Origin of the sequence: Peribacillus simplex, assembly GCF_001578185.1 — a bacterium.
GTDB classification, from domain to species: Bacteria; Bacillota; Bacilli; order Bacillales; family DSM-1321; genus Peribacillus; species Peribacillus simplex_A.
In genome coordinates, this window is record NZ_CP011008.1 from 496,373 (window position 1) to 518,025 (window position 21,653).

The following is a 21,653-nucleotide window of genomic DNA, read 5'->3' on the forward strand; positions in this document are numbered from 1 at the left end:
ATGAGTACACCCATTTCTGTTACACAGACAGCGAAAGCGAAGAAAAAGGTGGACCTGTTCGAATTTTTCTATAAATACGGCACAATATTAACGATTGTCATTCTAATTGGAATTTTTGCCGTGTCCAATCCATCTTTCATTCAAACTACTAATCTGATCAACATCCTGCGTTCCATCTCAATCGTGACCATCATTGCGATCGGCATAACGATATCCTTGACAGTGAATGGGTTCGACCTTTCCGTCGGCTCCGTCGCATCATTGGCTAATGCCATCGTCATATCAATGTTTGTCTGGTTTTCACAGGATACATTGATTGCCATATTAGCTGCAATCGGTGCCTCACTTGTCGTAGGGGCATTGAATTCATTCATGATCGTTAACTTAAGAATTCCCGACATGCTGATGACATTGGCTACGATGTTCATTATCCAGGGAATTGCCCTTACCTATACAAAAGGGGCCACGGTTTCGCAAAATATGGTCATGCCCGACGGGACATTCGCAACAGGACAAATCAGCCAGCTTTTCGCAAAGGTTGGCCAGGTACCATGGATAATCCTGATCATGGCAGTCATTGTGATTGCGACCCATATCTTTTTGACTTATACGAAGCACGGCCGTTATATGTACATGATTGGGGGAAATAAGGAAGCGGCGAGACTTTCCGGGATTTCGGTCAATAAATACAAAGTCCTTGCCTATCTGCTTTCGGCTCTATTTGCTGCAATCGGGGGGATTGTCCTAGCTTCAAGGGTCATGACATCGGAAATCAATTCAGGGTCCCCTTATTTAATGGATGCCGTTGCAGCAGCCTTCATTGGTTCCTCCGTTTTAGGAGCGGGAAAACCGAATGCCTTTGGAACCTTCGTCGGTGCAATCTTGATCGGAATCCTTCAAAATGGGCTGATCATGATGGCTGTTCCATATTATGCAATGGATATCGTCAAAGGAACAGTGCTGGCCCTTGCGCTCGCGGTAACTTATTATAAACAAAAACATTAAAATGAATCTAACACCTTAAATTATTAAGAGGCCGTTTCCCATTTAGGGTAAGGGGTAGACATTGTCCTTATTAGATTCTTCTTGCAAGAATCCTGTCATTATTAATTTTGAATAAAGATTGATAAAAATCCTGTTGGATATGAACAGGATTTTTCGTTGGCACCTAAAGGGCGGGGTAATCGAGATAAGAATTTCGTTTATGTATCGTCTTCATTTTACTCTATCACCTCTTATAATAAAGTCACCAAAAGCAATTATAAAAGAAGGCGGAGCTAGTTCGATAACCGCAAATGACGCTAGTTGCTGAGGGTTGAGAATTTGGGTGCAGCGGCTCCCCAGCTGATGGTCAGAAGGCTTCTTTTAGAAAAGGCAGAAATAAAACGTCCAGAAAAATGCTAAGCAAAGATACTCGCCCCAAATAAAAACTTATATGATAGACCTCCTGATTTTTATTCAGAACACCATAATATTGTTAAGGGATAACACCAACTTATTTTCAAAAAACAGAACCTTTGAGTTTCAGGTTCTGTTCATATTTTCTATTTGAACTTTTGTACCTCTTCTTGTCCCTCGAATTTGTTGTCTTTCAATATACCGATTTCTTCGATATGGTTTCGGGCCGTTTCATCGCCAAATTTATATATGAGGGCATAAAGCTTTTTCATGGCTGCATCGTATTTATCATTTGCCCGGTCATGATGATAGAGAAGATAGGGCACATGTGAACGGGCATATGCCTCCAGGTCATCTGTCCGGTGTTCCTCCAAGCATTGTTTCAATTCTGCCAGTTCCTCATCAGTTACGTGTACAGTGAAACTCGGGTTCTCTTCAAGTTTTTGTCCGAGTACGTCGCCGCTGACCAAATCGACATGATAGGTCTGTTTGTCCTGCCTCATTCTGCTCATCATCCCTTCATCGTTTATCCTTCTGACCACTTTTTGTAAAAAGGTAATCATAAAAGTCAACATTTCCTTAATGAAAATGATAGGAAATAGAGGTATCGGTTTTCTTATCAAAGGGTTTAAGATGGATGTATAGAATAATATGGGAGAGTATCTTTGGAAAAGTGAGGAGTGATGTAGTGAAGAGAACATTCATGGTTATTTTTTTGATGTTGATTGCTTCAGGCTGCGTAACAAGGAATTATGATTCCAATATGGATTTGGGGAAAAGTCAGTTGAATGAGGAAAATTATTTAGAAGCCCACGAGGCATTTGAATTAGCTTATATAGAAGCAAAAACACCGGAAGTAAGAGAATTAATGGATCTTTCAGGTTTTCTGGCGAGTGGAATGAAGAAATACGACGAACAGGATTTTGATTCGGCCCAAAGAGATTTTGAAGAAGCAGCCGCATATAAGGCAAAATACCAGGAAGGTAAACTAATGGTTTTAAAGGCGGCGGAAATGCATCCGGTATCAGGCCCAGCCACTATAGAAACCGTAGAGGGGAATGACGAAGTGGAACCGATGGAGGAAGCAAGTAAAGAAGGGACCATTGGATCCGAATTAGAAGATAAGGCGGAAACGGATACAAAAGCTGAGACGGTAAAAGGAAAAGAAGAGAGTAAGGATTCGGTTAGTACCTTAAGTAAATCTCAGGCGGAGAAGCTTGTGAAGGATTACGTGGACATGGAAAAGTTCCCGCATTTGCAAATAGAATATGATCATGATGCCGAAAAGGGAGATTACATTTTTCAAGTGTTCGAAGTGGATGAAGGCAGTCAGAAAAATGGCCATGCAGCTACTTGGGGCTGGTATGGCGTGAATAAGGAGACAAAAGAAGTGTATGAAGTCATGTAAAGATATATAACGGTCGAATTGAAAAGGGGCCCATGTTGAGGCCTTTTTGTTTTCTAGCATGCAAAATATCACATAGCAGGATTTGATAAAATTTTATATTTTTTATAAAAAAGGTGACTTATTTCTTTATTTCTTAAGAATTTTTTAATAATTACTGTATATGATTGAGCCAAGTAAAGGACAATCATAGGAGGGATAAAGATGGAGAATTATAATGGTGATGAGCAAGCCAGAGTGAAGACAGAAAGGAAGAAGGGTAAGTCCCTTTTGCTAACTGGCCTTGTTTCCGGAACAGTTGCTTCTATTGTTACATCTTCTGTATTTGTATTTGGCGGGGATTTTATAGATCAAGGGAAAGGTTCCGTGAATGAGTCAACCCAAAAGGCGGGTGTAGAGCAAACGGAAAACGTTGAAAAGGATAGAAGTGTAACGGCAGAAAAGTTATCGACAAGTACGGATTCAAATGATAGGGCAAAGATGGTGGAATCAGCGTCCAAATCGATTGTAGGGGTCGTGAATTTACAAGAGATGCAAAACCAGGACCCGTTCCAGCAGCAAAGCACGAAAAGCGAAACGGTTGCGAGCGGCACTGGTTCAGGGGTCATTTTTAAAAAGGCAAATGGGAAGGCCTATATCATTACGAACAATCATGTTATTGAGGGAGCAAAGAAAGTCGAAATTTCATTATATGATGGACAAAAGGCAACTGCAGTGGTTGTCGGTGCGGATGCTTTAACGGACTTAGCAGTTTTGACAATTGATGCCTCGAAAGCACCTGATGGAATTAAATTCGGGAATTCTGATAGCATGCGTCCAGGTGAAGAAGTATTGGCGATTGGTAACCCTCTTGGACTTGATTTTTCACGTTCGGTTACACAAGGGATCGTCAGTGCGACCGGACGCTCCATTTCAGTCGATACATCGGATGGTGAGTGGGAACTTGATGTCCTTCAAACAGATGCAGCGATCAACCCTGGCAATAGCGGCGGGGCATTGATCAATACAGCTGGGGAAGTGATAGGCATAAACAGCTTGAAGATTTCCGAAAATGGTGTGGAGGGCCTAGGTTTTGCCATACCAAGTAATGATGTGATTCCGATTGTTACGGAACTGATTGAAAACGGAAAAATCACGCGCCCGTATTTAGGAGTAAGCTTGGCCAGTATAGAAGAACTGCCACAGTATTACCTACAAAATGTTCCTGAAGCTGCAAAGTCGGGTGTCATGGTTACAAGTATTGATCCGGGATCGGCAGCAGCGAATGGAGGGCTTAAGCAACAGGATATCATCGCGGAGATTGATGGAACGAAAATAAATACGGCAGCAGAATTAAGGAAAGTCTTATACACGGATAAGAAAATCGGAGATAAAGTGAAGGTTAAAGTGTATCGGGGTGCTGAAAAGAAAACGTTAACGATAACCTTGCAGAAATCATAGAAAGATGAATGGCCCCTGATAAATTCATCAGGGGTCATTTATTTGATATTGAAGTCAAAAAGTTTTTAAAAGTATGGAAAAGGATAGTATTGGAAAAAATGATAGTGTATTTATACTGTTTTACAGATTTTTCATATAGTCTTGAATACCTAAAAGTAAATTGTGGCGTCTTCTATTTGTCAAGGTTTACATTGTGGATATGTTAAAAAATAGAAAAGAATTGACAAATTTGTGAAATGTCATAAAATAGAAAGAAAGGGGATGAAATAATGGAAACTAATCAGAAGATGATGGATGCAGTGAAGTGGGTATCAGGCACAGGTTGTGTAATCGGAATTTTAATTTTTAGTTTAAGTTTTTTTGTAAGCGATTACAATAAGGATTATTTATTAACCGCTGTTGGGATGGCCATTACACTAAGCGCAGCTGCCATTTTTCTAGTTGGTATATTTTTTGTCCTGACAGAAGAAATGGTGATGAACACAAAAAAGGGTGAAAGAGTTGTACCGGATACAACTAAAGTTATAAAATTAAAATCAAAAGCTATTCCTAAAACAAAAAGGAGTACCGAATACAGTAACTAAAAAAGGACAATCATTCCTGTTCTGAAAGAAAGGCCACACGACAACACCAAGAGCAACGGCTGTAAGAACATGGAGAATAGGAACCCCATTGTATATCCACGTAGAAATAATTGTTTCATACTCGTATTACATCATTCCTTACAGGTAGATGAGGCTAGAACCCGGAATGCTTGTGAAGAATCAGCTGTCGGTACGGTAGCGAAGTTGTATTCGGGAACTTTGGAATTGGGAGTAGGCCAATACTCTGAATTTTAAAGGGTCGCTTGAAATATTTCTTGGTGCATAACGAGTGCTGCAGAAAATTGTAACACGATTAAAATGTAACCAAACGATAACCCAAGTGCACTAACGAATGAAAGCGTATTCAATAACCCGGATCCAGTTGACTTAGAATATGTGTACATTCGACGTGCTTGGCCATCCAAACCAAACTTGCCCACATTCCTAAATGAAAAGTTCTCACTCTACATCATGAACTATACCCACGAAAAAAAATGGACACCTTAAAATGAGGGCACTGGAAAAGTCCCTTCGGGCCAATAGAGGTAGATTTTCTCAGTTTATTCTGAGGAAATCTACCTTTTTTTGTTTTATAATCAAAGGTAATAAATTTATGTGGGTGAGTACGATGATTCAAAAACAAACGTCCATGGTTTTTAGTCCATATATGGCCATTTATGATGTAGTGGTTCCAAAGGATAACATGTTACGCAAGATCAATGAACTTATTGACTTTTCTTTTGTGTTGGAAGAATTGAGGGACAACTACTGTCTTCATAACGCTAGGAATGCTGTCAATCCAATACGTATGTTTAAATATTTGCTGCTCAAGACCATTCATTACCTATCAGATGTGGATATAGTTGAGCGCTCCAGGTATGACATGTCCTTTAAATATTTCCTCGGCATGGCTCCAGAAGATCCAGTCCCATTGACCCTAGCTCCTTAACGAAATTTCGAAAGCTCCGTTTAAAAGACATAAACCTTTTTGATATGCTCATTCATAAAACGGTTGAGATTGCGATTGAAAAGGAAATCATTAAAAACAAAACGATTATTGTGGATGCCACCCACACGAAAGCCAGATACAATCATAAGACTCCAAAAGAAATATTGATGGACCAATCTAAAAGATTAAGAAAAGTAATCTATTCGATAGATGAAGAGATGAAAAATAAATTCCATCCAAAACCACTACTGATGTATTGCAGGGTGAAATACTTATTGCCAGAAGCTCATCGAGGTAGTGGAAACAGAAGAGCGTATCACCCAATATCCAAAGGTAAAAGAGCAGTTAAATCTATTAAAGGAAACGGTATCCGATGATATCGAATAGTTAAGGATCTCCAAAGACCAAGATGTCAAGATTGGCCACAAGAGTGCTGACTCTTCTTTCTTTGGATACAAAACACATATTGCGATGAGTGAGGAACGAATCATTACAGCTGCGACTATCACTACAGGTGAAAAAATGGACGGTAAAGAATTAAAGGCATTAATTGAAAAGAGCAAGGCTGCCGGTAGGGTGATTGAGACCGTGATTGGCGATACAGCTTACTCAGAGAAGGGAAATATTGAATACAGTGAAGAAAATAACATTAAACTAGTCGCAAAATTGAATCCTTCTGTTACACAGGGATTCCGGAAGAAGGAAGAGGAACTTCAATTTAATAAGGATGCAGGAATGTACGTTTGTAAGGCTGGGCATTTGGCTATCAGGAAAGCTCGCCAGGGCAAAAAAGATGTAGCGACGAATCAAACAGATACCTATTACTTCGATATAGAAAAGTGTAAGATTTGTCCCTTAAAAGAGGGCTGTTATAAAGAAGGAGCGAAAAGCAAGACCTATTCTGTCAGTATTAAATCCAATGAACATACAGAACAGGCTACATTCCAGGAAAGTGAGTATTTTAAAGAAAAATCAAAAGAGCGATATAAAATAGAAGCGGAAAACAGTGAATTGAAACATAGACACGGGCATGATGTTGCAAAATCCTCGGGTCTACTTGGCATGGAATTACAAGGAGCAATGGCTATTTTCACCGTTAACTTGAAAAGAATATTGAAATTAATTGCCTAAAAAAGTGACACACAGAAGCAAAAAAAGACGATTTCCATTCAAGTATCGAATGAGAATTTGTCTTTTTTAAGTTTGATTTACCGTACTAGTTAGAAAAACGTGAGTTTTTCAGCAGCCCCCCTTAAAATGTCCATTTTTTTTCGTTTTTTTTGTGCGTTTACTAAAAGAAATGCAGTTATCTAATGAGTTTCTTTTATGCTAGGCACCAAAATGCAGTTTTACTAAAAAGGACAACTGAGGTGAAGTGGTTTTTGCAATAGCATATTGGGATAATTATTGGATTAATGTCCTAAACTGCTGTTGGGAAATACTGACAGGGCAGTAAGTGTTTATTGGGGAAGTAACCCAATTAGCAATCAAAGTGGGAAGGCAATCAAGTAATTATCATAAGGATCGGAATGTTCATTTCAGACTCTTTGCTTCCATATATAGTGACCAGTGTTGGACCGTAAGGGTATTGAAGCAGAAAAAACGACATGGTGTGCACAATGCCGTTACCCACGTCCGTGGTCGAGTTAGAAAAATTCGTTATTAAATCCTGGCTAACATCGTCATCATTCACGATCCCATCGATAGTTACCTAATTAACATGATAGGTAATGGAATTCGTAGTGTTAAGAAAATTCAGATTTGTTCTTGAGGTTATGTACGCGGCGAATATATTGTAAAAATTATATTTCATTATATTAAAGTAACATTAAATGGAAAATGGAGCAGAGCTACTTTTTAATCCTAAACTCCATATGTAAGGAATTAAACACTTATTATATTTCATTTCCTTAAGATTTTCGAACATTTCAGTTCATTTACCAACTTCTTACTGTATTTTAATGAACTTTATGTGACAGATGTCACTTTGTATTGTCTTTTTTTTAACTTGGGATTAATATTGTTATGTCGGGGTTTGTGAACATGGTAACACTTTGTCCGAATAATTACCAATAGGAATTTTATTATGTAAGAAAGGGGTAGTACTATGAAAATAAAATGGGCTTTATTAACTATACTTTTTACCATCGCCACTATGCTAACGGGTTGCGATAACCCATTAATGGTCTTGGACCCTAAAGGGCCAGTAGCTGCAACACAAGCAGATGTCATTATGATATCGATATGGACAATGGCCTTTGTCGTTCTTGTCGTAATCGTACTGTATGTCTTCATGATAATGAAATATCGTGCTTCCAAACAGCGTGATGATTATGAACCACCTCATATTGAAGGAAGTAAGGTTCTAGAAATAATTTGGGTTGCAATCCCAATCATAATCGTCGCTTTCCTTGCCGTTGTTACTGTTAAAACAACAAATGAAGTCGAGGCAACACCTAAAGGATACGAAAAGCAGAAACCATTAGTTATCTACGCTGCATCTTCTAACTGGAAGTGGCACTTTAGTTATCCGGAAGAAAATATCGAAACAGTTAACTATCTGTTTTTACCGACTAACCGACCAATTGAATTTAAACTTTATTCATACGGACCAATTGCTAGTTTCTGGATTCCGCAACTTGGAGGACAAAAATATGCGATGTCTGATATGGTTACCACGTTGCACTTAGCAGCTGAAGTACCAGGTGAGTATATGGGCCGAAATTCAAACTTCAGTGGTTCAGGTTTTGCTCAGCAAACGTTCAACGTAAATGTATTGCCTAAAAAAGAATATGATAAATGGGTAAAAGAAATTAAAGCAACTGCTAAACCGATTACTAAGGATAAATTCAATAAATTACTAGAACCTGGTCATGTGGGACAATCCACGTATACTGGAACTCACTTAAAGTTTTCTCCAGCTCCAGAAGGTGAAAATTCAGGTCATCACCACGGATCATCTGATACTGAAAAAAAATCAGATGAATCTACCAAAGGTTCACACGAGGAACATTCAGAACACAACAACATGAACATGAACATGAATCAATAAGGGTTTAACTCACATTCTACTAAACAATTAGTTTTACGATAAGGAATATTTTCCTGAAAGGAGTCACAAAAGTATGGATTACTTTGATCGATTTGCCGTACCTCATCCAAGTCCTGCGATATATGCATCCATGGTTGCCATTGGCCTAACTATGATTGCGCTTGTTGCCGGAATTACCTATTTTAAAAAATGGGGTTACTTATGGCGTGAGTGGTTAACAACGGTTGACCATAAACGTATTGGTATCATGTACATCTTGTCAGCACTACTTATGCTTTTCCGTGGTGGCGCCGATGCTCTCTTGATGCGTGCCCAAACGGCTATTCCAAATAACGGCTTGTTGGATGGACAGCATTATAATGAAATTTTTACAACACACGGGGTTGTCATGATCCTGTTTATGGCGATGCCATTTATCATTGGGTTAATGAACATTGTTACACCATTACAAATAGGGGCACGTGACGTAGCATTCCCACGTCTAAACGCAGTAAGCTTCTGGTTATTCTTTATGGGGGCAATGCTATTTAACATCTCTTTCGTAGTCGGTGGTTCTCCTGATGCAGGCTGGACATCTTACTTCCCGCTGGCAAGTAACGATTTCAGTGAATCAGTAGGTTCGAACTATTACGCGATTGCAATTCAAATAGCTGGTATCGGTACATTACTGACTGGTATCAACTTTATCGTAACCATCTTGAAAATGAGAGCACCTGGCATGAACTTAATGAAAATGCCAATGTTCACATGGTCTATCTTGATCACAAACTTTATTATCGTTTTCGCTTTCCCTGTATTGACAGTGGCACTTGCGTTAATGACAATGGATCGACTATTCGGAACTCAGTTCTTTACGATGGCTAATGGCGGTAGCGATATGCTTTGGGCAAACTTGTTCTGGGTTTGGGGACATCCTGAAGTTTATATAGTTATTCTTCCGGCTTTCGGTATTTACAGTGAAATCATTTCGACTTTTGCACGTCGTAACCTGTACGGGTATAATTCGATGGTTATCTCTATGGTAGCTATTTCTACACTATCCTTCGTTGTATGGGCTCACCATTTTTATACAATGGGTCACGGTGCAATGGTTAACGGTATCTTCTCGGTTACCACAATGGCAATTGCTGTTCCGACCGGTGTTAAGATTTTCAACTGGTTGTTCACACTTTGGAAAGGTAAAATCGTTTTTACCGTCCCAATGTTATACTCTTTAGCTTTCATTCCGATTTTCACTCTCGGTGGGGTAACTGGGGTTATGCTTGCCATGGCAAGTGCTGACTACCAATACCATAATACAATGTTCTTAGTAGCTCACTTCCACTACGTTTTGATCCCTGGTACTGTATTTGCCGTACTTGCTGGTTTTACGTACTGGTGGCCAAAAATGTTTGGTTTCATGTTGAGCGAAAAGATAGGGAAATGGTCGTTCTGGTTCATTACAATCAGCTTTAATGTTACATTCTTCCCGATGTTCATAACTGGTTTAGATGGGCAAGCACGTCGTATGTATACGTACTCTGAATCAACGGGCTATGGTCCATTGAATTTGCTCTCTTTCGTTGGAGCAATTGGCATGGCAATAGGTTTTGCGCTTATTGTGTACAATATCTATTGGAGTACTCGTTATGCATCAAGAAATATTTCAAAAGATCCATGGGATGCACGTTCTCTAGAATGGGCTACACATACACCAATTCCAGAATACAATTTTGCAATTGTACCTACAGTTGATTCTACAGAAGCATTCTGGGATTCTAAGAAAAAGGGCTTTAAATTATTTGGTGGTAAAGTAGAAAAGATTCATATGCCAAATAACAGTGGCGTGCCGTTTATCTTGAGCTGTATCTTCTTCGTTTGGGGCTTTGCAATGGTATTCAGCATGTGGATCATTGCAATCATTGCCACACTTGGTATCTTTGCTTGTATGGCTCACCGTTCATTCGAAAAAGACCACGGACGTTATATCTCCGTTGAAGAGATTGAAGAAACTGAAAATAAATTGCGAGGTGCTAAGTAATGAAAATAGATAACTCGCTGCCACTAGAATATAGCACGGAAGAAAATCGCTTAAAGATTTTTGGATTTTGGATTTTCCTGGGGGCAGAAATAGCTCTTTTCGCTACACTGTTCGCCACTTATTTTGTATTAGTTCATGGTACTGGAAATGGTCCTACAGGGGACGAACTCTTTAAAGTACCAACCCTAATGCTTCAAACAATTTTTCTTTTAACCAGTAGTTTTACCATTGGTCTTGGAATCAATGCAATGAGACTTGGTAGACAGAAAGCAATGCTTGGTTTCTTCATTATCACCCTTATTCTTGGTTTAGGCTTTTTGGGAGTCGAAATCTATGAATTCGTGGAGTATGTACATGAAGGAGCAACCATTCAAACAAGTGGTTTCTTATCTAGTTTGTTTGCGTTACTAGGTACGCATGGAGCTCACGTTACACTTGGTTTATTCTGGGGAACCTTCATCATTCTGCAGATTAAAAAACGCGGTATGACTCCAGAAACTACAAACAAAGCTTTCATCTTTTCTCTTTACTGGCATTTCTTAGACGTTGTCTGGATTTTCATCTTCAGTTTCGTCTACCTGAAAGGAATGATGTAATATGAAAGAATTATTCCCACGGGGCCAAGTTATGGGATTTGCTTTTTCACTAGTCCTGACTTTGGTTGCACTATCAGTTATAGTGTATGATCTCTCACTTAAAATGGCTTTAATCATCCTACTTGTTACAGCCTTCATGCAAGCTGCACTTCAATTTGTTATGTTCATGCATGCAGGAGAGTCTGAAGATAAAGCATCGATTTACACAAACGTTTACTACGGATTGTTTGTTGCATTGGTTACAATTTTCGGTACAATGCTAACAATGATTTGGGGATATCAATAATCCATTCCTGCAAAACTGGGCGTCTTGATGACGCCCAGTTTTTTTGTATTCAAATTATGGTGAGCGTAAAATTACATACATTCAATTCACTGCATTATAGAAGTTTGTATTGATAAGAAAGAAGAGGGGGTAGGAGAGGCAAATACTGTGATGGAAAATAATTAAGTATCTCCTTAATTTATTGTGTATCCTGTATTATATTGGGGTACGGTGGACTTTTTGCATTTAGATATATTGAAAATGAGACTCAAATTCAAACGTGATATTGGATATATCTATAAAAAATACAAAAAGATCCATTTTTGAAATTAGATGATCAAGATGATTAAGTTAGTATAAAGTTTTTATATTCACCAATAGTTAAACGTTAATAGAACGGACACATTTCCTAATAAAAGCTTTCCGCTCTTTTGATATAATAAGTGATATAGTAGTTAACTATGCCTTAGCGGAGATGATGAATATGACATTGCCGGTTTTGATTTTGACAATTCTCATAAGTTTGATTAAATTATTAGTTACCTGTCTTCCAACAGATGCAGTGAATTGGATTCTCAGCAAATTTGAAATGCATTCAGAACTTAGTGACGCGAATGCCATCGTAACCTTTGACGGAAAACGGTTTGAAGGTGAAGAAAAAATTCAAGTTATTAATTATTTCAACAAAGCTAAATTTTTGAAAAAGAATCATATATTTCCGGGTAACGAACAATTATTTTTACATCCAGAGAACAGTGGGGCTCCATTAGTCATTGATACTAAAAAAGGCAAGAAGGATGTTAGGTTATTTTTGTACATTTACAACGACCACGTGGATGTAGTTAAACAGTACAAGAAGAAAGTAGTTGCGTATAGTCTGTTCTCCAATAGCCTTCAAGAACGTTCAATGCCATTAATTAGGGATGTAGTTTAAAAGGAACATAAACAAAGTCGCTCTTTTTTTCTGATTCAGATTGAGAGTTGAATGTTCACAAACTGACACATTCAAATTGGTATTATGTGGGGAAATTTATTAAAAGTGGATTTAGGGAAAAATCGTTATCGAGGAGTTCTTTGAATAGAAAAAATTCATTAGAATACTATAAATGAAATACAATAAATCTGGATTGAAATGCGAAAAGTAATTTTGATGATTATGTCTAAAAGGGTAATAAAAAAAGCAGGTATCTAAAGCGATGCCTGCTTTTTTAAGCTTTCCATTGTTTTTCCACTTGATTAAAGGCTTGTTGTAAAATTTCTTCTTGATTAGTACCTGGTTTAGTAAGGACGTTAGTTTGATAAGATTTTCCTTGGAAATCAACTGTTACTGTAACTTTTACCATTATGCATCTTTCCTTTCTTTGTTCAGTAATGAGGTGGTTGTACCTACTTCTTTTATACCCATGGGGGAAGACTTTTCAAACATTGCGAAGTAGCAAGTGTGGGGATTTAATATTCAAAATTATCTGATATTTTGAAGGGGATGTCAACACTTTTTTTTGACAGACTCCATTTCCTTATTTATTTTTAGGCTGTTTTCACATACTTTGTTTTTATTTACCAGGTAGTGAGTTGTGGTTGATTTCCCCTCCAGAAGCTCGCTTTCCGCGGGGCGGGCGGTGAGCCTCCTCGGCGTAAACGCCTGTGGGGTCTCACCTGTCCCGCTGCTCCCGCAGGAGTCTCGCACTTCCGCTCCAATCAACCTTAAATAGTTTCGTTTTAAAAACAACAATCTTTACGAAAAGAGCCTATTTTTATGTGTACAAGGCTTGTGTATTGGGGTCAGACCATACCCTTTTTTGCGGCTATATAAAGAAGACCTGGCTTGTGTGCGCATAACAGCCAGGTTGTTTTTGTAAAATTAACTATTCATATTTTAGTTAAGATAATTCCGATTAATGCTGCAAGTACGCCGGCAATTTGATAGGATTTAAGTTTTTCTTTGAATAAATAACAACCAGCGAATACGACAACTAAACAGTTCAGGCTGACGACAGGGAAGATGATGCTGGCGATTCCAGTATTTAATGCAAAGAAATAACATCCATAGGCTATGATGCTTAATAATCCTACGAGTGATCCAATTTTCACTTCCATTAACTTAATCTTCTCATTCTTGATGGCTAATGCCGAAATGAGATAAAGTGTTCCGCCACCATACATTGATACTAGGATATCAAGGGAGTTTAAATGAAGACGGGTTGATGTCGTCATTAAGATACCTAGCACACCAAATGAGAAAATCGCGAATAATGTGTGCATCATCCAAGGTAAATATTGATGATTGCCCTTAGCATTAGGTGTATACTGAATGACAAGGGTAGCGAGCAGCATGCAGACAATTCCGCTCCACTGCAGTGAAGAAATATGCTCATGAAAAATTAATGCAGCACAGAGGATGGGAAAAATTGCATTTGCCGCAATCAGTGGTGATGTCAAACTTGCCGGTCCTTTTTCAAAGGCACTTGCCATCTGGATATTACCGTTAGCGTTCAGTACACCAATGGCTCCACCAAGCAAGATGGATGGCAAGTTAGTAGTCAAGCCATCTACAAATCCGCTATATAAAAGTGCCATGATGAAGGCGGTAAAATAAAAGAAAAATTGGATATGTACCTTTGAGTAACCCTTTCCGTTACTCCATTTAAAAATGCTGTTATTGATTCCGAAACATAAACTAGTGATAAGAGCCGCAAAAATCCACATTGCTTTAATCTCTTCCTTCATGTAGGATAAACTTCTTCTACATTTTAAGCCGAATACGTGTAGGAATCAAACTAAAATAAAAAGTAGATTGACAGATTAGATTTTTTTTTCTATATTTACTATGACAATTTTAAATATTTCCCGATAAACGGGAGAGGTTCATAGCTTCACCCTCTTAAAAAAACTATGGCTTTGATTATTTTTTTGCGAATCAACCATATCTTTGAGGAGATATGGTTTTTGTTATATAGAGGCCCATTTTATGAATCTCCCCTGACAAACGTGGATGAGGAGGACTTTTTATGTCTGGAAGAAAAGAAGAAGAATTAAAAAAAGATATCACACTGCTTGGGAATCAAGGGACAAAATATACATTTGACTATGCGCCTGAAATTCTGGAATCATTCGATAACAAGCATCCGAACCGGGACTATTTCGTCAAATTCAATTGCCCGGAATTCACTAGCTTATGTCCAATAACGGGCCAGCCGGACTTTGCAACCATTTACATCAGCTATATTCCAAGTGTGAAGATGGTGGAAAGCAAGTCATTGAAACTTTATTTATTCAGCTTCCGTAATCATGGTGATTTCCATGAAGACTGCATGAACATCATCATGAATGATTTAATCGAGTTGATGGATCCCAAATATATTGAAGTCTGGGGCAAGTTTACACCTAGAGGCGGAATCTCCATCGATCCTTACACAAATTATGGTAAACCAGGTACGAAGTATGAGGAAATGGCGGATTACCGCTTGATGAATCATGACTTATACCCGGAAACGGTGGATAATCGCTAAAGATTAGAAAAAGACAACTGGCTTATGCCGTTGTCTTTTTCTGGTTTTTTGCTATTCTCATTCAGTAAACTCACTATTTTGTATTCTTTAAAAACACAAATGTCCTCCTGTAACGGAATTAACACTTGATTGTTTCGTGGAAAAACGTAATAATAGGAAGAGTTAATTTTGACAGAATATTTTCAAAAATAGGGGATGTCGTGATGAAAGTTGCAAAGTTTGGCGGAAGTTCACTTGCGTCAGGTGAACAGGTGAAAAAGGTATTCGAAATTGTAGTTGCTGATCCAGAGAGGAAGATTGTAGTCGTTTCGGCTCCAGGGAAACGCAATTCAAATGATATAAAGGTGACGGATCTATTGATTGAGGCTGCGGAACAGCAGCTGCGCGGGGATAACGGAGAGCATTTGATAGAAGATGTGGTATCCCGCTATGCGAGCATTGCTGAAGAGCTGGATATATCCGAGGAGGTCATCACTGGGATTCATGGAAATCTAAAAGCACTGTTGCATGGAGACCAATCTAACCCGAAGCGCTATTTGGATGCTTTAATGGCCAGTGGCGAGGATAATAATGCGAAGCTGGTTGCAGGTTATTTTCAAAGCCGTGGTGTAGAGGCTCAGTATATAAATCCAAAGAAGGCTGGCTTGATCGTAACGGATGAAGATGGATTTACCCAGGTGATGCCAGAATCGTATGATCGGTTATATGCTCTACGTGATGAGCCAGGAATCATAGTATTCCCAGGGTTCTTCGGATACACGTTAGATGGTGAGGTTTTAACATTCTCAAGAAGCGGTTCCGATATTACGGGTTCGATTCTTGCGAATGGGGTCAAAGCCGATTTGTATGAGAACTTTACGGATGTGGATGCAGTTTATGCGGTGAATCCAAATGTGGTTTCCAATCCGAAGGGAATCAGGGAATTGACCTATCGTGAAATGCGGGAGCTTTCTTATGCCGGTTTCTCGGTATTTCATGATGAGGCGCTGATTCCTGCATTCCGTGCGGGAATACCAGTCCATATACAAAATACAAACAATCCGGCTGCACAAGGGACCCGCATTGTAAGTTCACGGGATAATACGAATGGGCCGGTTATTGGAATTGCAAGTGATAAAGGATTTTGCAGTATTTACATTAGCAAATATTTGATGAACCGGGAAGTTGGTTTTGGCCGGAAACTGCTGCATATCCTTGAAGATTACGGAGTTTCGTATGAGCATATTCCATCAGGCATCGATGATGTGACACTTATTCTAAGGCAGGACCAGATGGAGGGTGAAACCGAGAAGAAAATCATTTCACGAATTAAGAAAGAGCTACATGCCGATGAGGTGAATGTGGAGCATGATCTTGCTTTGATCATGATTGTAGGTGAAGGAATGCGTCATAATGTCGGTACAACGGCAAGGGCGTCAAAAGCGCTGGCCGAAGCAAAGGTGAACATTGAAATGATCAACCAAGGCTCTTCGGAAGTAAGCATGATGTTCGGTGTGAAAGGGAACAGTGAAGAGACGGCCATTCAGGCCTTATATCACGAGTTTTTTTGAGTAAGAGCGTTTAGGGACCTCCTTGAAAAGGGAGGTTTTTTGGATATGAATTGTCCCCGCTAAGTTCAAATGAATAAAAGACGCGCCGAGGGTCTTTAAGGGAGTATTATAAGTGAAAAACAACATTTGCCTGCGTTTTGCTCTTAAATATAAAAGGAAAGCCTCCAAATAGAAGATTGTCCTTTTATATCAGTCCATAATTGTCAGCAGTTGATCGATCGCGTTCCTTGGACGCGGGGCAGGGATCATATCGGGATAGCCGACGTGAAGGCTGCCGACGATCTTCTCTCCGGGTTTCACGCCTAAAGCTTCACGAAACTCGATGCTGTGTATCATGCCGTATGTTTCCCATATCAACCCGATTCCTTGTTCCCAGGCAAGCAGGCTGAAATTCTGGATCAAGGCACTTGTAGCCGCATAATCTTCTTCACGTGTCATAGGATTCGGATTCTCTTCCATGATCACCGCGACAAACATCGGAACAGCTATAAGTTTATTATATCCTCGCTGTCCGGCTGCTTCTTTCTTTTCCGGGTCCTTCTCTTTGCCTGCCATGAAAGCACGGGTTGCCTCTGCGAGTTTTAATCGGCTATCACCATGCACCACGACAAAGCGCCATGGTTGGGTAAGTTTATGGTTCGGTGCCCATGTCGAAGTTTCCAATAGTGATCGGATGGTATCAATAGGAACAGGAATGTCCTTAAATCGTTTGATGCTGCGCCGTTCTTTAATGATATCTTCAAGTTTCATGATCATCCTGCTCCTTTATATAAGTAAGTTTGTTAGTTTTTTTAAAAAAATAATCCCCGGCTGCCTAATATGCTTCCAACGTGAATGAATACTTGAATAAAGAGGGGGCAATATTCCAGTGAACTGCATTCGCTAATGAGCATATAATTTTTACTAGGCACAGAGGAGCCGGGGCGACATTGTATCTATGTACAATATCAAAAAGGTACGATATGAGATTATCGTAATTGTTTATCAAATTTCAGAGATTGATGATGAAATTGAAAATCATTATCAATTAGAATTTTCGCCTATTTCCTGTTATTTGTCAAGGGTATTTATTAAAAAAAATCAAGTTATTTACCAATCCTTTAAATCAGTTAAAATCTTTTAAATAATCTGTATAAAAATGTATAATGAGAGATGAAAAGATGCTATCTACATATGAAGAATTGAAGGGTGTCATAGATGAAAAAACTGGCCTCATTTCTTAAGCCATACTGGCTCTTGATCATTCTTGCTTTATTCTTGATGATTGTCGAGCTCGGTGTAGAACTGTTACAACCTCTATTTATTGCTAAAATAATTGATGATGGCATTCTACAGAAAGATTTATCGGTAGTGATTAAATGGGGAAGTGTCATGGTTGGACTTTCCATTTTTTCATTTCTTGGCGGGATCGTTAATTCCTTTACAGCATCACATGTAAGTCAGAGCTTTGGACATGATGTAAGAAAAAGCCTTTTTGGTAAGATACAGGCGTTTTCTTTTGCGAATTTGAATAATATCCCGACTTCATCGTTGATTACAAGGATGACGAATGATGTGACCCAGCTTCAAAATACGGTTTTCATGGGCCTTCGTATCATGGCAAGGGCGCCTTTGATAGTAATCGGGGGGGCGATAATGGCGATTGCGGTGGATTTGAAACTCTCCCTTGTTTTGGTCATTTCGATTCCGGTTCTTGTTTTCTTCCTGGGATGGGTTATGAAACGGGCTGCTAAGCTGTTTAAGCTCGTACAGAAAAAGCTCGATAATGTCAATGGGGTCATGAGGGAAAACCTGACAGGCATGCGCTTGATCAAGGCCTTTCTTCGTAAGGAGCATGAAATCGGACGGTTTGACGATGCGAATGACGAGTTGAAAAGAAAGACTGTGACTTCCCTTCGTTTAATTGAAACGACAATGCCTGTTCTGATGCTGGTCATGAATGTGGCGATTCTGATCATTCTTTGGCTTGGAAGCGAATTTATTACAACGGGAGATATACAGGTAGGGGAAGTTGTGGCGATTGTCAACTATGCCACAAGGATTGCGGCATCACTTTCCGTTTTTTCATGGCTGATCACGGTCATTTCCCGTGCAAAGGCTTCAGCGGAACGTGTGACGGAAATATTTGAAACCCCGATAGATATTGATGAAGGCAAAATTGAAAGCAAGAGTGATACCGTCAAAGGGGGAGGCATCAAGTTTCTAGATGTATCTTTCCGCTATCCTGGAACAGATGCACCGGTATTGAAAAACTTGAACTTCTCTATCGATCCGGGAGAATCGCTTGCCATCATAGGAGCAACAGGATCAGGGAAAACATCCTTGTTTCAGCTGATTCCGAGATTGTACGAAGTTGAGAGCGGATCCATTCTAATAGATGACCAGAATGTGAAAGATATTCCCTTGAATTCGCTGCGGAAAAGGATCGGCTATGTACCGCAAGAAGCCTTGCTTTTTTCAGGAACCATAAAAAATAATGTTGCTTGGGGAAAAGAAGGGGCCTCGATGGGGGAAATCATGGCAGCTGCCATGGATGCTCAGGTTCATGAGACCGTAATGAAACTCCCAAAACAATATGAGACGCAGTTAGGGCAAAAAGGGGTGAATCTGTCCGGAGGTCAAAAACAACGGTTATCGATTGCGAGGGCATTAGTGCGCAGACCGAAGATTCTCCTTCTGGATGACAGTACGAGTGCGCTGGATTTGAAAACGGAAAGTAAATTGCTCGCCGCTTTAAAGACCTATACATGTACAACACTCATCATTACACAAAAAATCAGTACAGCCATTGAGGCGGACAAGATCCTGTTGCTGGAAAATGGCCAAGTGCTTGCGCTGGGGAAACATCAGGATTTGATTCAAACAAGTGATCTTTATCGAAAAATCGTTCACTCACAGTTTGGGGAGGAGGGGATTTCTCTTGAGTCGAAGAATATCTCCCGATAAGAAAAAGGCAAAACCAGTCAACTCATGGAATACGATAAAAAGGATCACCCCCTACTTAGCAACGAATAAAAGCCTGCTGTTTTTTGTCCTTTTCATGGTACTGGTAAGCTCGGTTTTAGGGTTGCTTGGCCCATTTCTTGTAGGGATGGCCATCGATGACTATATTGTAACAAAGGATAGCGGGGGGCTGATTAGCCTTCTTATCGGGCTTCTCGGAGTCTATATATTCTATTCACTATCCATGTGGCTTCAGAATTATTGGATGATCGGAATCGCACAGGATACAGTTTATGCGATGCGCAATCAACTGTTCAAAAAGCTTCACCAATTGTCCATTCCCTTTTTTGACCGGCGTCAGCATGGGGAATTGATGAGCCGGGTCACGAATGATATAGAAAATGTCAGTTCCACTTTGAATAGTTCCGTCATCCAGATTTTCTCAAGTGTGCTGACACTGGTCGGGACGATCGGAGTGATGCTGTATTTAAGCCCGTTATTAACTGTTTTAACCTTATTCATCGTTCCTCTTATGTTTTTTGGGCTGAAGTGGATAACGAACAGGACGGGCAAGCTTTTTAAGGAACAGCAGAAGAACCTTGGAGACTTGAATGGGTTTATAGAAGAAACGATTTCGGGGCAACGGATCGTAAAGGCATTTTCGCAGGAAGATAAAGTGATCCGTGATTTTATCACCCGGAGTGAAAACTTAAAGAAAGCCGGATTCTTATCACAATCATACTCTGGGCTGATTCCAAAACTGATGAATTTACTGAACAACTTAAGTTTTACTGTAATAGCAGCTGTCGGGGGTTTTTTGGCGATGAGTGGCATAGGAACGGTTTCCATCGGGGTCATTGTCATTTTCACCGAGTATTCAAGGCAATTCACCCGTCCGCTCAATGACCTGGCTAATCAATTCAATACACTCCTCTCGGCTGTTGCTGGTGCGGAGCGGGTTTTCGCCATACTTGATGAAAAAGAAGAAGAAGTGGATGAGAAACAGGCCTCTGAACTTCGGGATGTATGTGGTGAGGTGGACTTTGAGGATGTTTCCTTTTCGTACAATGATGAGGGCCAAACGATATATGATGTTAGTTTCCATGCAGAAAAAGGGGAGACCATCGCGCTTGTAGGTCCCACTGGGGCCGGTAAGACTACGGTCATTAATCTGCTTGCACGTTTTTACGAGCCGAACAGCGGCCGGATCTTGATCGATGGCCAGAATATCCAGCAGGTGACGAGGTCCAGTCTCCGCAAGCATATGGGCTTTGTTTTACAGGATTCCTTTTTGTTTCAAGGTACGATTCGTGAAAATATTCGCTACGGTCGGCTGGAGGCGGGCGATGTAGAAGTGGTGGATGCAGCCAAGCTTGCCAATGCCCATTCCTTTATCATGAAACTGCCAGACCGCTATGATACCATCTTGAATCAGGATGGCAGTGGAATCAGTCAGGGACAGCGCCAGCTTTTATCGATTGCCAGGGCTATTTTAGCCGATCCCGTTCTATTGATTTTGGATGAGGCGACAAGCAGTATAGATACGATTACCGAGCTAAAAATCCAGGAAGCATTACATCGTTTGATGAAGGGGAGGACAAGTTTTGTTATTGCCCATCGATTGAATACGATTCAGCAAAGTGATCAGATCTTGGTGCTTGATGAAGGAAGGATCATTGAAAAGGGATCACATGATGAATTATTGCGGCGAAGGGGTTTTTATTACGAACTCTATCGCAGCTCATTAAAGGAAAATCAGACCGGATGATGAAAAAATGTGTGCCGTTAGGCGCACATTTTTTGTTTTGGTCACAAAACCTTATACTTTGAACTTGCAATCCATTTCATTTAAAGAGGCGACTGCCTCCTCTAAAAATAAGGATTTCTTCCTTACCGGATGAACCTGCCGAGTAAGAGTCAGCTGCGGATTTACGAACTTCCC

Annotated in this window: 17 protein-coding genes, 1 pseudogene and 1 riboswitch; of the genes and pseudogenes, 14 read left to right on the top strand and 4 right to left on the bottom strand. The window is 39.9% G+C overall.

Features of this window, described 5'->3' with window-relative positions; genetic code table 11:
- Positions 1-1,005: an ABC transporter permease gene (locus UP17_RS02365; RefSeq protein ID WP_061461371.1), complete on the top strand. Its 1,005-nt coding sequence runs from the start codon at positions 1-3 to the stop codon at positions 1,003-1,005.
- 539 nt (positions 1,006-1,544) lie between these two features.
- On the opposite strand, the gene UP17_RS02370 is transcribed toward UP17_RS02365, so the two are convergent.
- Positions 1,545-1,961, bottom strand: coding sequence for a hypothetical protein (locus UP17_RS02370; RefSeq protein WP_061461373.1), 417 nt, complete (start codon positions 1,959-1,961; stop codon positions 1,545-1,547).
- A 125-nt stretch (positions 1,962-2,086) separates the two neighbouring features.
- Here UP17_RS02370 and UP17_RS02375 point away from each other — a divergent pair, with 125 nt between their 5' ends.
- From UP17_RS02375 to UP17_RS02415, 9 genes and pseudogenes are all read left to right on the top strand, one after another.
- Positions 2,087-2,806, top strand: coding sequence for a hypothetical protein (locus UP17_RS02375; protein ID WP_061461375.1), 720 nt, complete (start codon positions 2,087-2,089; stop codon positions 2,804-2,806).
- Positions 2,807-3,007: 201 nt separating this feature from the next.
- Entirely contained in the window at positions 3,008-4,243 is a 1,236-nt protein-coding gene (locus tag UP17_RS02380; protein WP_061461377.1) for a S1C family serine protease, read from the top strand.
- A gap of 269 nt (positions 4,244-4,512) precedes the next feature.
- Positions 4,513-4,827 carry a hypothetical protein gene (locus UP17_RS02385; RefSeq protein ID WP_061461379.1) on the top strand — a complete coding sequence of 105 codons (315 nt, stop codon included), beginning with the start codon at positions 4,513-4,515 and terminating at the stop codon, positions 4,825-4,827.
- A gap of 628 nt (positions 4,828-5,455) precedes the next feature.
- Positions 5,456-6,907, top strand: a pseudogene (locus UP17_RS02390) (IS1182 family transposase).
- A 976-nt stretch (positions 6,908-7,883) separates the two neighbouring features.
- Positions 7,884-8,828 (top strand): cytochrome aa3 quinol oxidase subunit II, encoded by a 945-nt coding sequence (qoxA, locus tag UP17_RS02395; protein ID WP_061461381.1) that lies wholly within the window; start codon positions 7,884-7,886, stop codon positions 8,826-8,828.
- Positions 8,829-8,901: 73 nt separating this feature from the next.
- Complete coding sequence (qoxB, locus tag UP17_RS02400; RefSeq protein WP_061461383.1) at positions 8,902-10,848, top strand: cytochrome aa3 quinol oxidase subunit I; 1,947 nt, start codon at positions 8,902-8,904, stop codon at positions 10,846-10,848.
- On the top strand, positions 10,848-11,444 hold the full coding sequence (qoxC, locus tag UP17_RS02405; protein WP_061461385.1) for a cytochrome aa3 quinol oxidase subunit III: 597 nt from the start codon (positions 10,848-10,850) through the stop codon (positions 11,442-11,444). Before qoxB ends, qoxC begins: the two co-directional genes overlap by 1 nt.
- A gap of 1 nt (position 11,445) precedes the next feature.
- Positions 11,446-11,730 carry a cytochrome aa3 quinol oxidase subunit IV gene (qoxD, locus tag UP17_RS02410; protein ID WP_061461387.1) on the top strand — a complete coding sequence of 95 codons (285 nt, stop codon included), beginning with the start codon at positions 11,446-11,448 and terminating at the stop codon, positions 11,728-11,730.
- 463 nt (positions 11,731-12,193) lie between these two features.
- Entirely contained in the window at positions 12,194-12,643 is a 450-nt protein-coding gene (locus tag UP17_RS02415; protein ID WP_061461389.1) for a YfmQ family protein, read from the top strand.
- A 274-nt stretch (positions 12,644-12,917) separates the two neighbouring features.
- Here UP17_RS02415 and UP17_RS02420 read toward each other — a convergent pair whose 3' ends face one another.
- Both UP17_RS02420 and UP17_RS02425 read right to left on the bottom strand, forming a co-directional pair.
- Positions 12,918-13,052 (bottom strand): BA3454 family stress response protein, encoded by a 135-nt coding sequence (locus UP17_RS02420; RefSeq protein WP_061461391.1) that lies wholly within the window; start codon positions 13,050-13,052, stop codon positions 12,918-12,920.
- A 526-nt stretch (positions 13,053-13,578) separates the two neighbouring features.
- Positions 13,579-14,436, bottom strand: a complete 858-nt coding sequence (locus UP17_RS02425) for a DMT family transporter (RefSeq protein WP_250211743.1) — start codon at positions 14,434-14,436, stop codon at positions 13,579-13,581.
- 127 nt (positions 14,437-14,563) lie between these two features.
- A riboswitch (PreQ1 riboswitch) is annotated at positions 14,564-14,609 on the top strand.
- 108 nt (positions 14,610-14,717) lie between these two features.
- Here UP17_RS02425 and queF point away from each other — a divergent pair.
- Together queF and UP17_RS02435 are read left to right on the top strand one after the other, a co-directional pair.
- Positions 14,718-15,218, top strand: a complete 501-nt coding sequence (queF, locus tag UP17_RS02430) for a preQ(1) synthase (protein ID WP_061461394.1) — start codon at positions 14,718-14,720, stop codon at positions 15,216-15,218.
- Between the two features lie 203 nt (positions 15,219-15,421).
- On the top strand, positions 15,422-16,768 hold the full coding sequence (locus UP17_RS02435; RefSeq protein WP_061461396.1) for an aspartate kinase: 1,347 nt from the start codon (positions 15,422-15,424) through the stop codon (positions 16,766-16,768).
- Between the two features lie 189 nt (positions 16,769-16,957).
- On the opposite strand, the gene UP17_RS02440 is transcribed toward UP17_RS02435, so the two are convergent.
- Positions 16,958-17,518, bottom strand: a complete 561-nt coding sequence (locus UP17_RS02440; RefSeq protein ID WP_061461398.1) for a nitroreductase family protein — start codon at positions 17,516-17,518, stop codon at positions 16,958-16,960.
- A gap of 447 nt (positions 17,519-17,965) precedes the next feature.
- On the opposite strand from UP17_RS02440, the gene UP17_RS02450 reads away from it, so the two are divergent.
- Together UP17_RS02450 and UP17_RS02455 are read left to right on the top strand one after the other, a co-directional pair.
- Positions 17,966-19,714 carry an ABC transporter ATP-binding protein gene (locus UP17_RS02450; protein WP_061461402.1) on the top strand — a complete coding sequence of 583 codons (1,749 nt, stop codon included), beginning with the start codon at positions 17,966-17,968 and terminating at the stop codon, positions 19,712-19,714.
- Positions 19,689-21,479 carry an ABC transporter ATP-binding protein gene (locus UP17_RS02455; RefSeq protein WP_250211744.1) on the top strand — a complete coding sequence of 597 codons (1,791 nt, stop codon included), beginning with the start codon at positions 19,689-19,691 and terminating at the stop codon, positions 21,477-21,479. Before UP17_RS02450 ends, UP17_RS02455 begins: the two co-directional genes overlap by 26 nt.
- Positions 21,480-21,653: the final 174 nt, after the last annotated feature.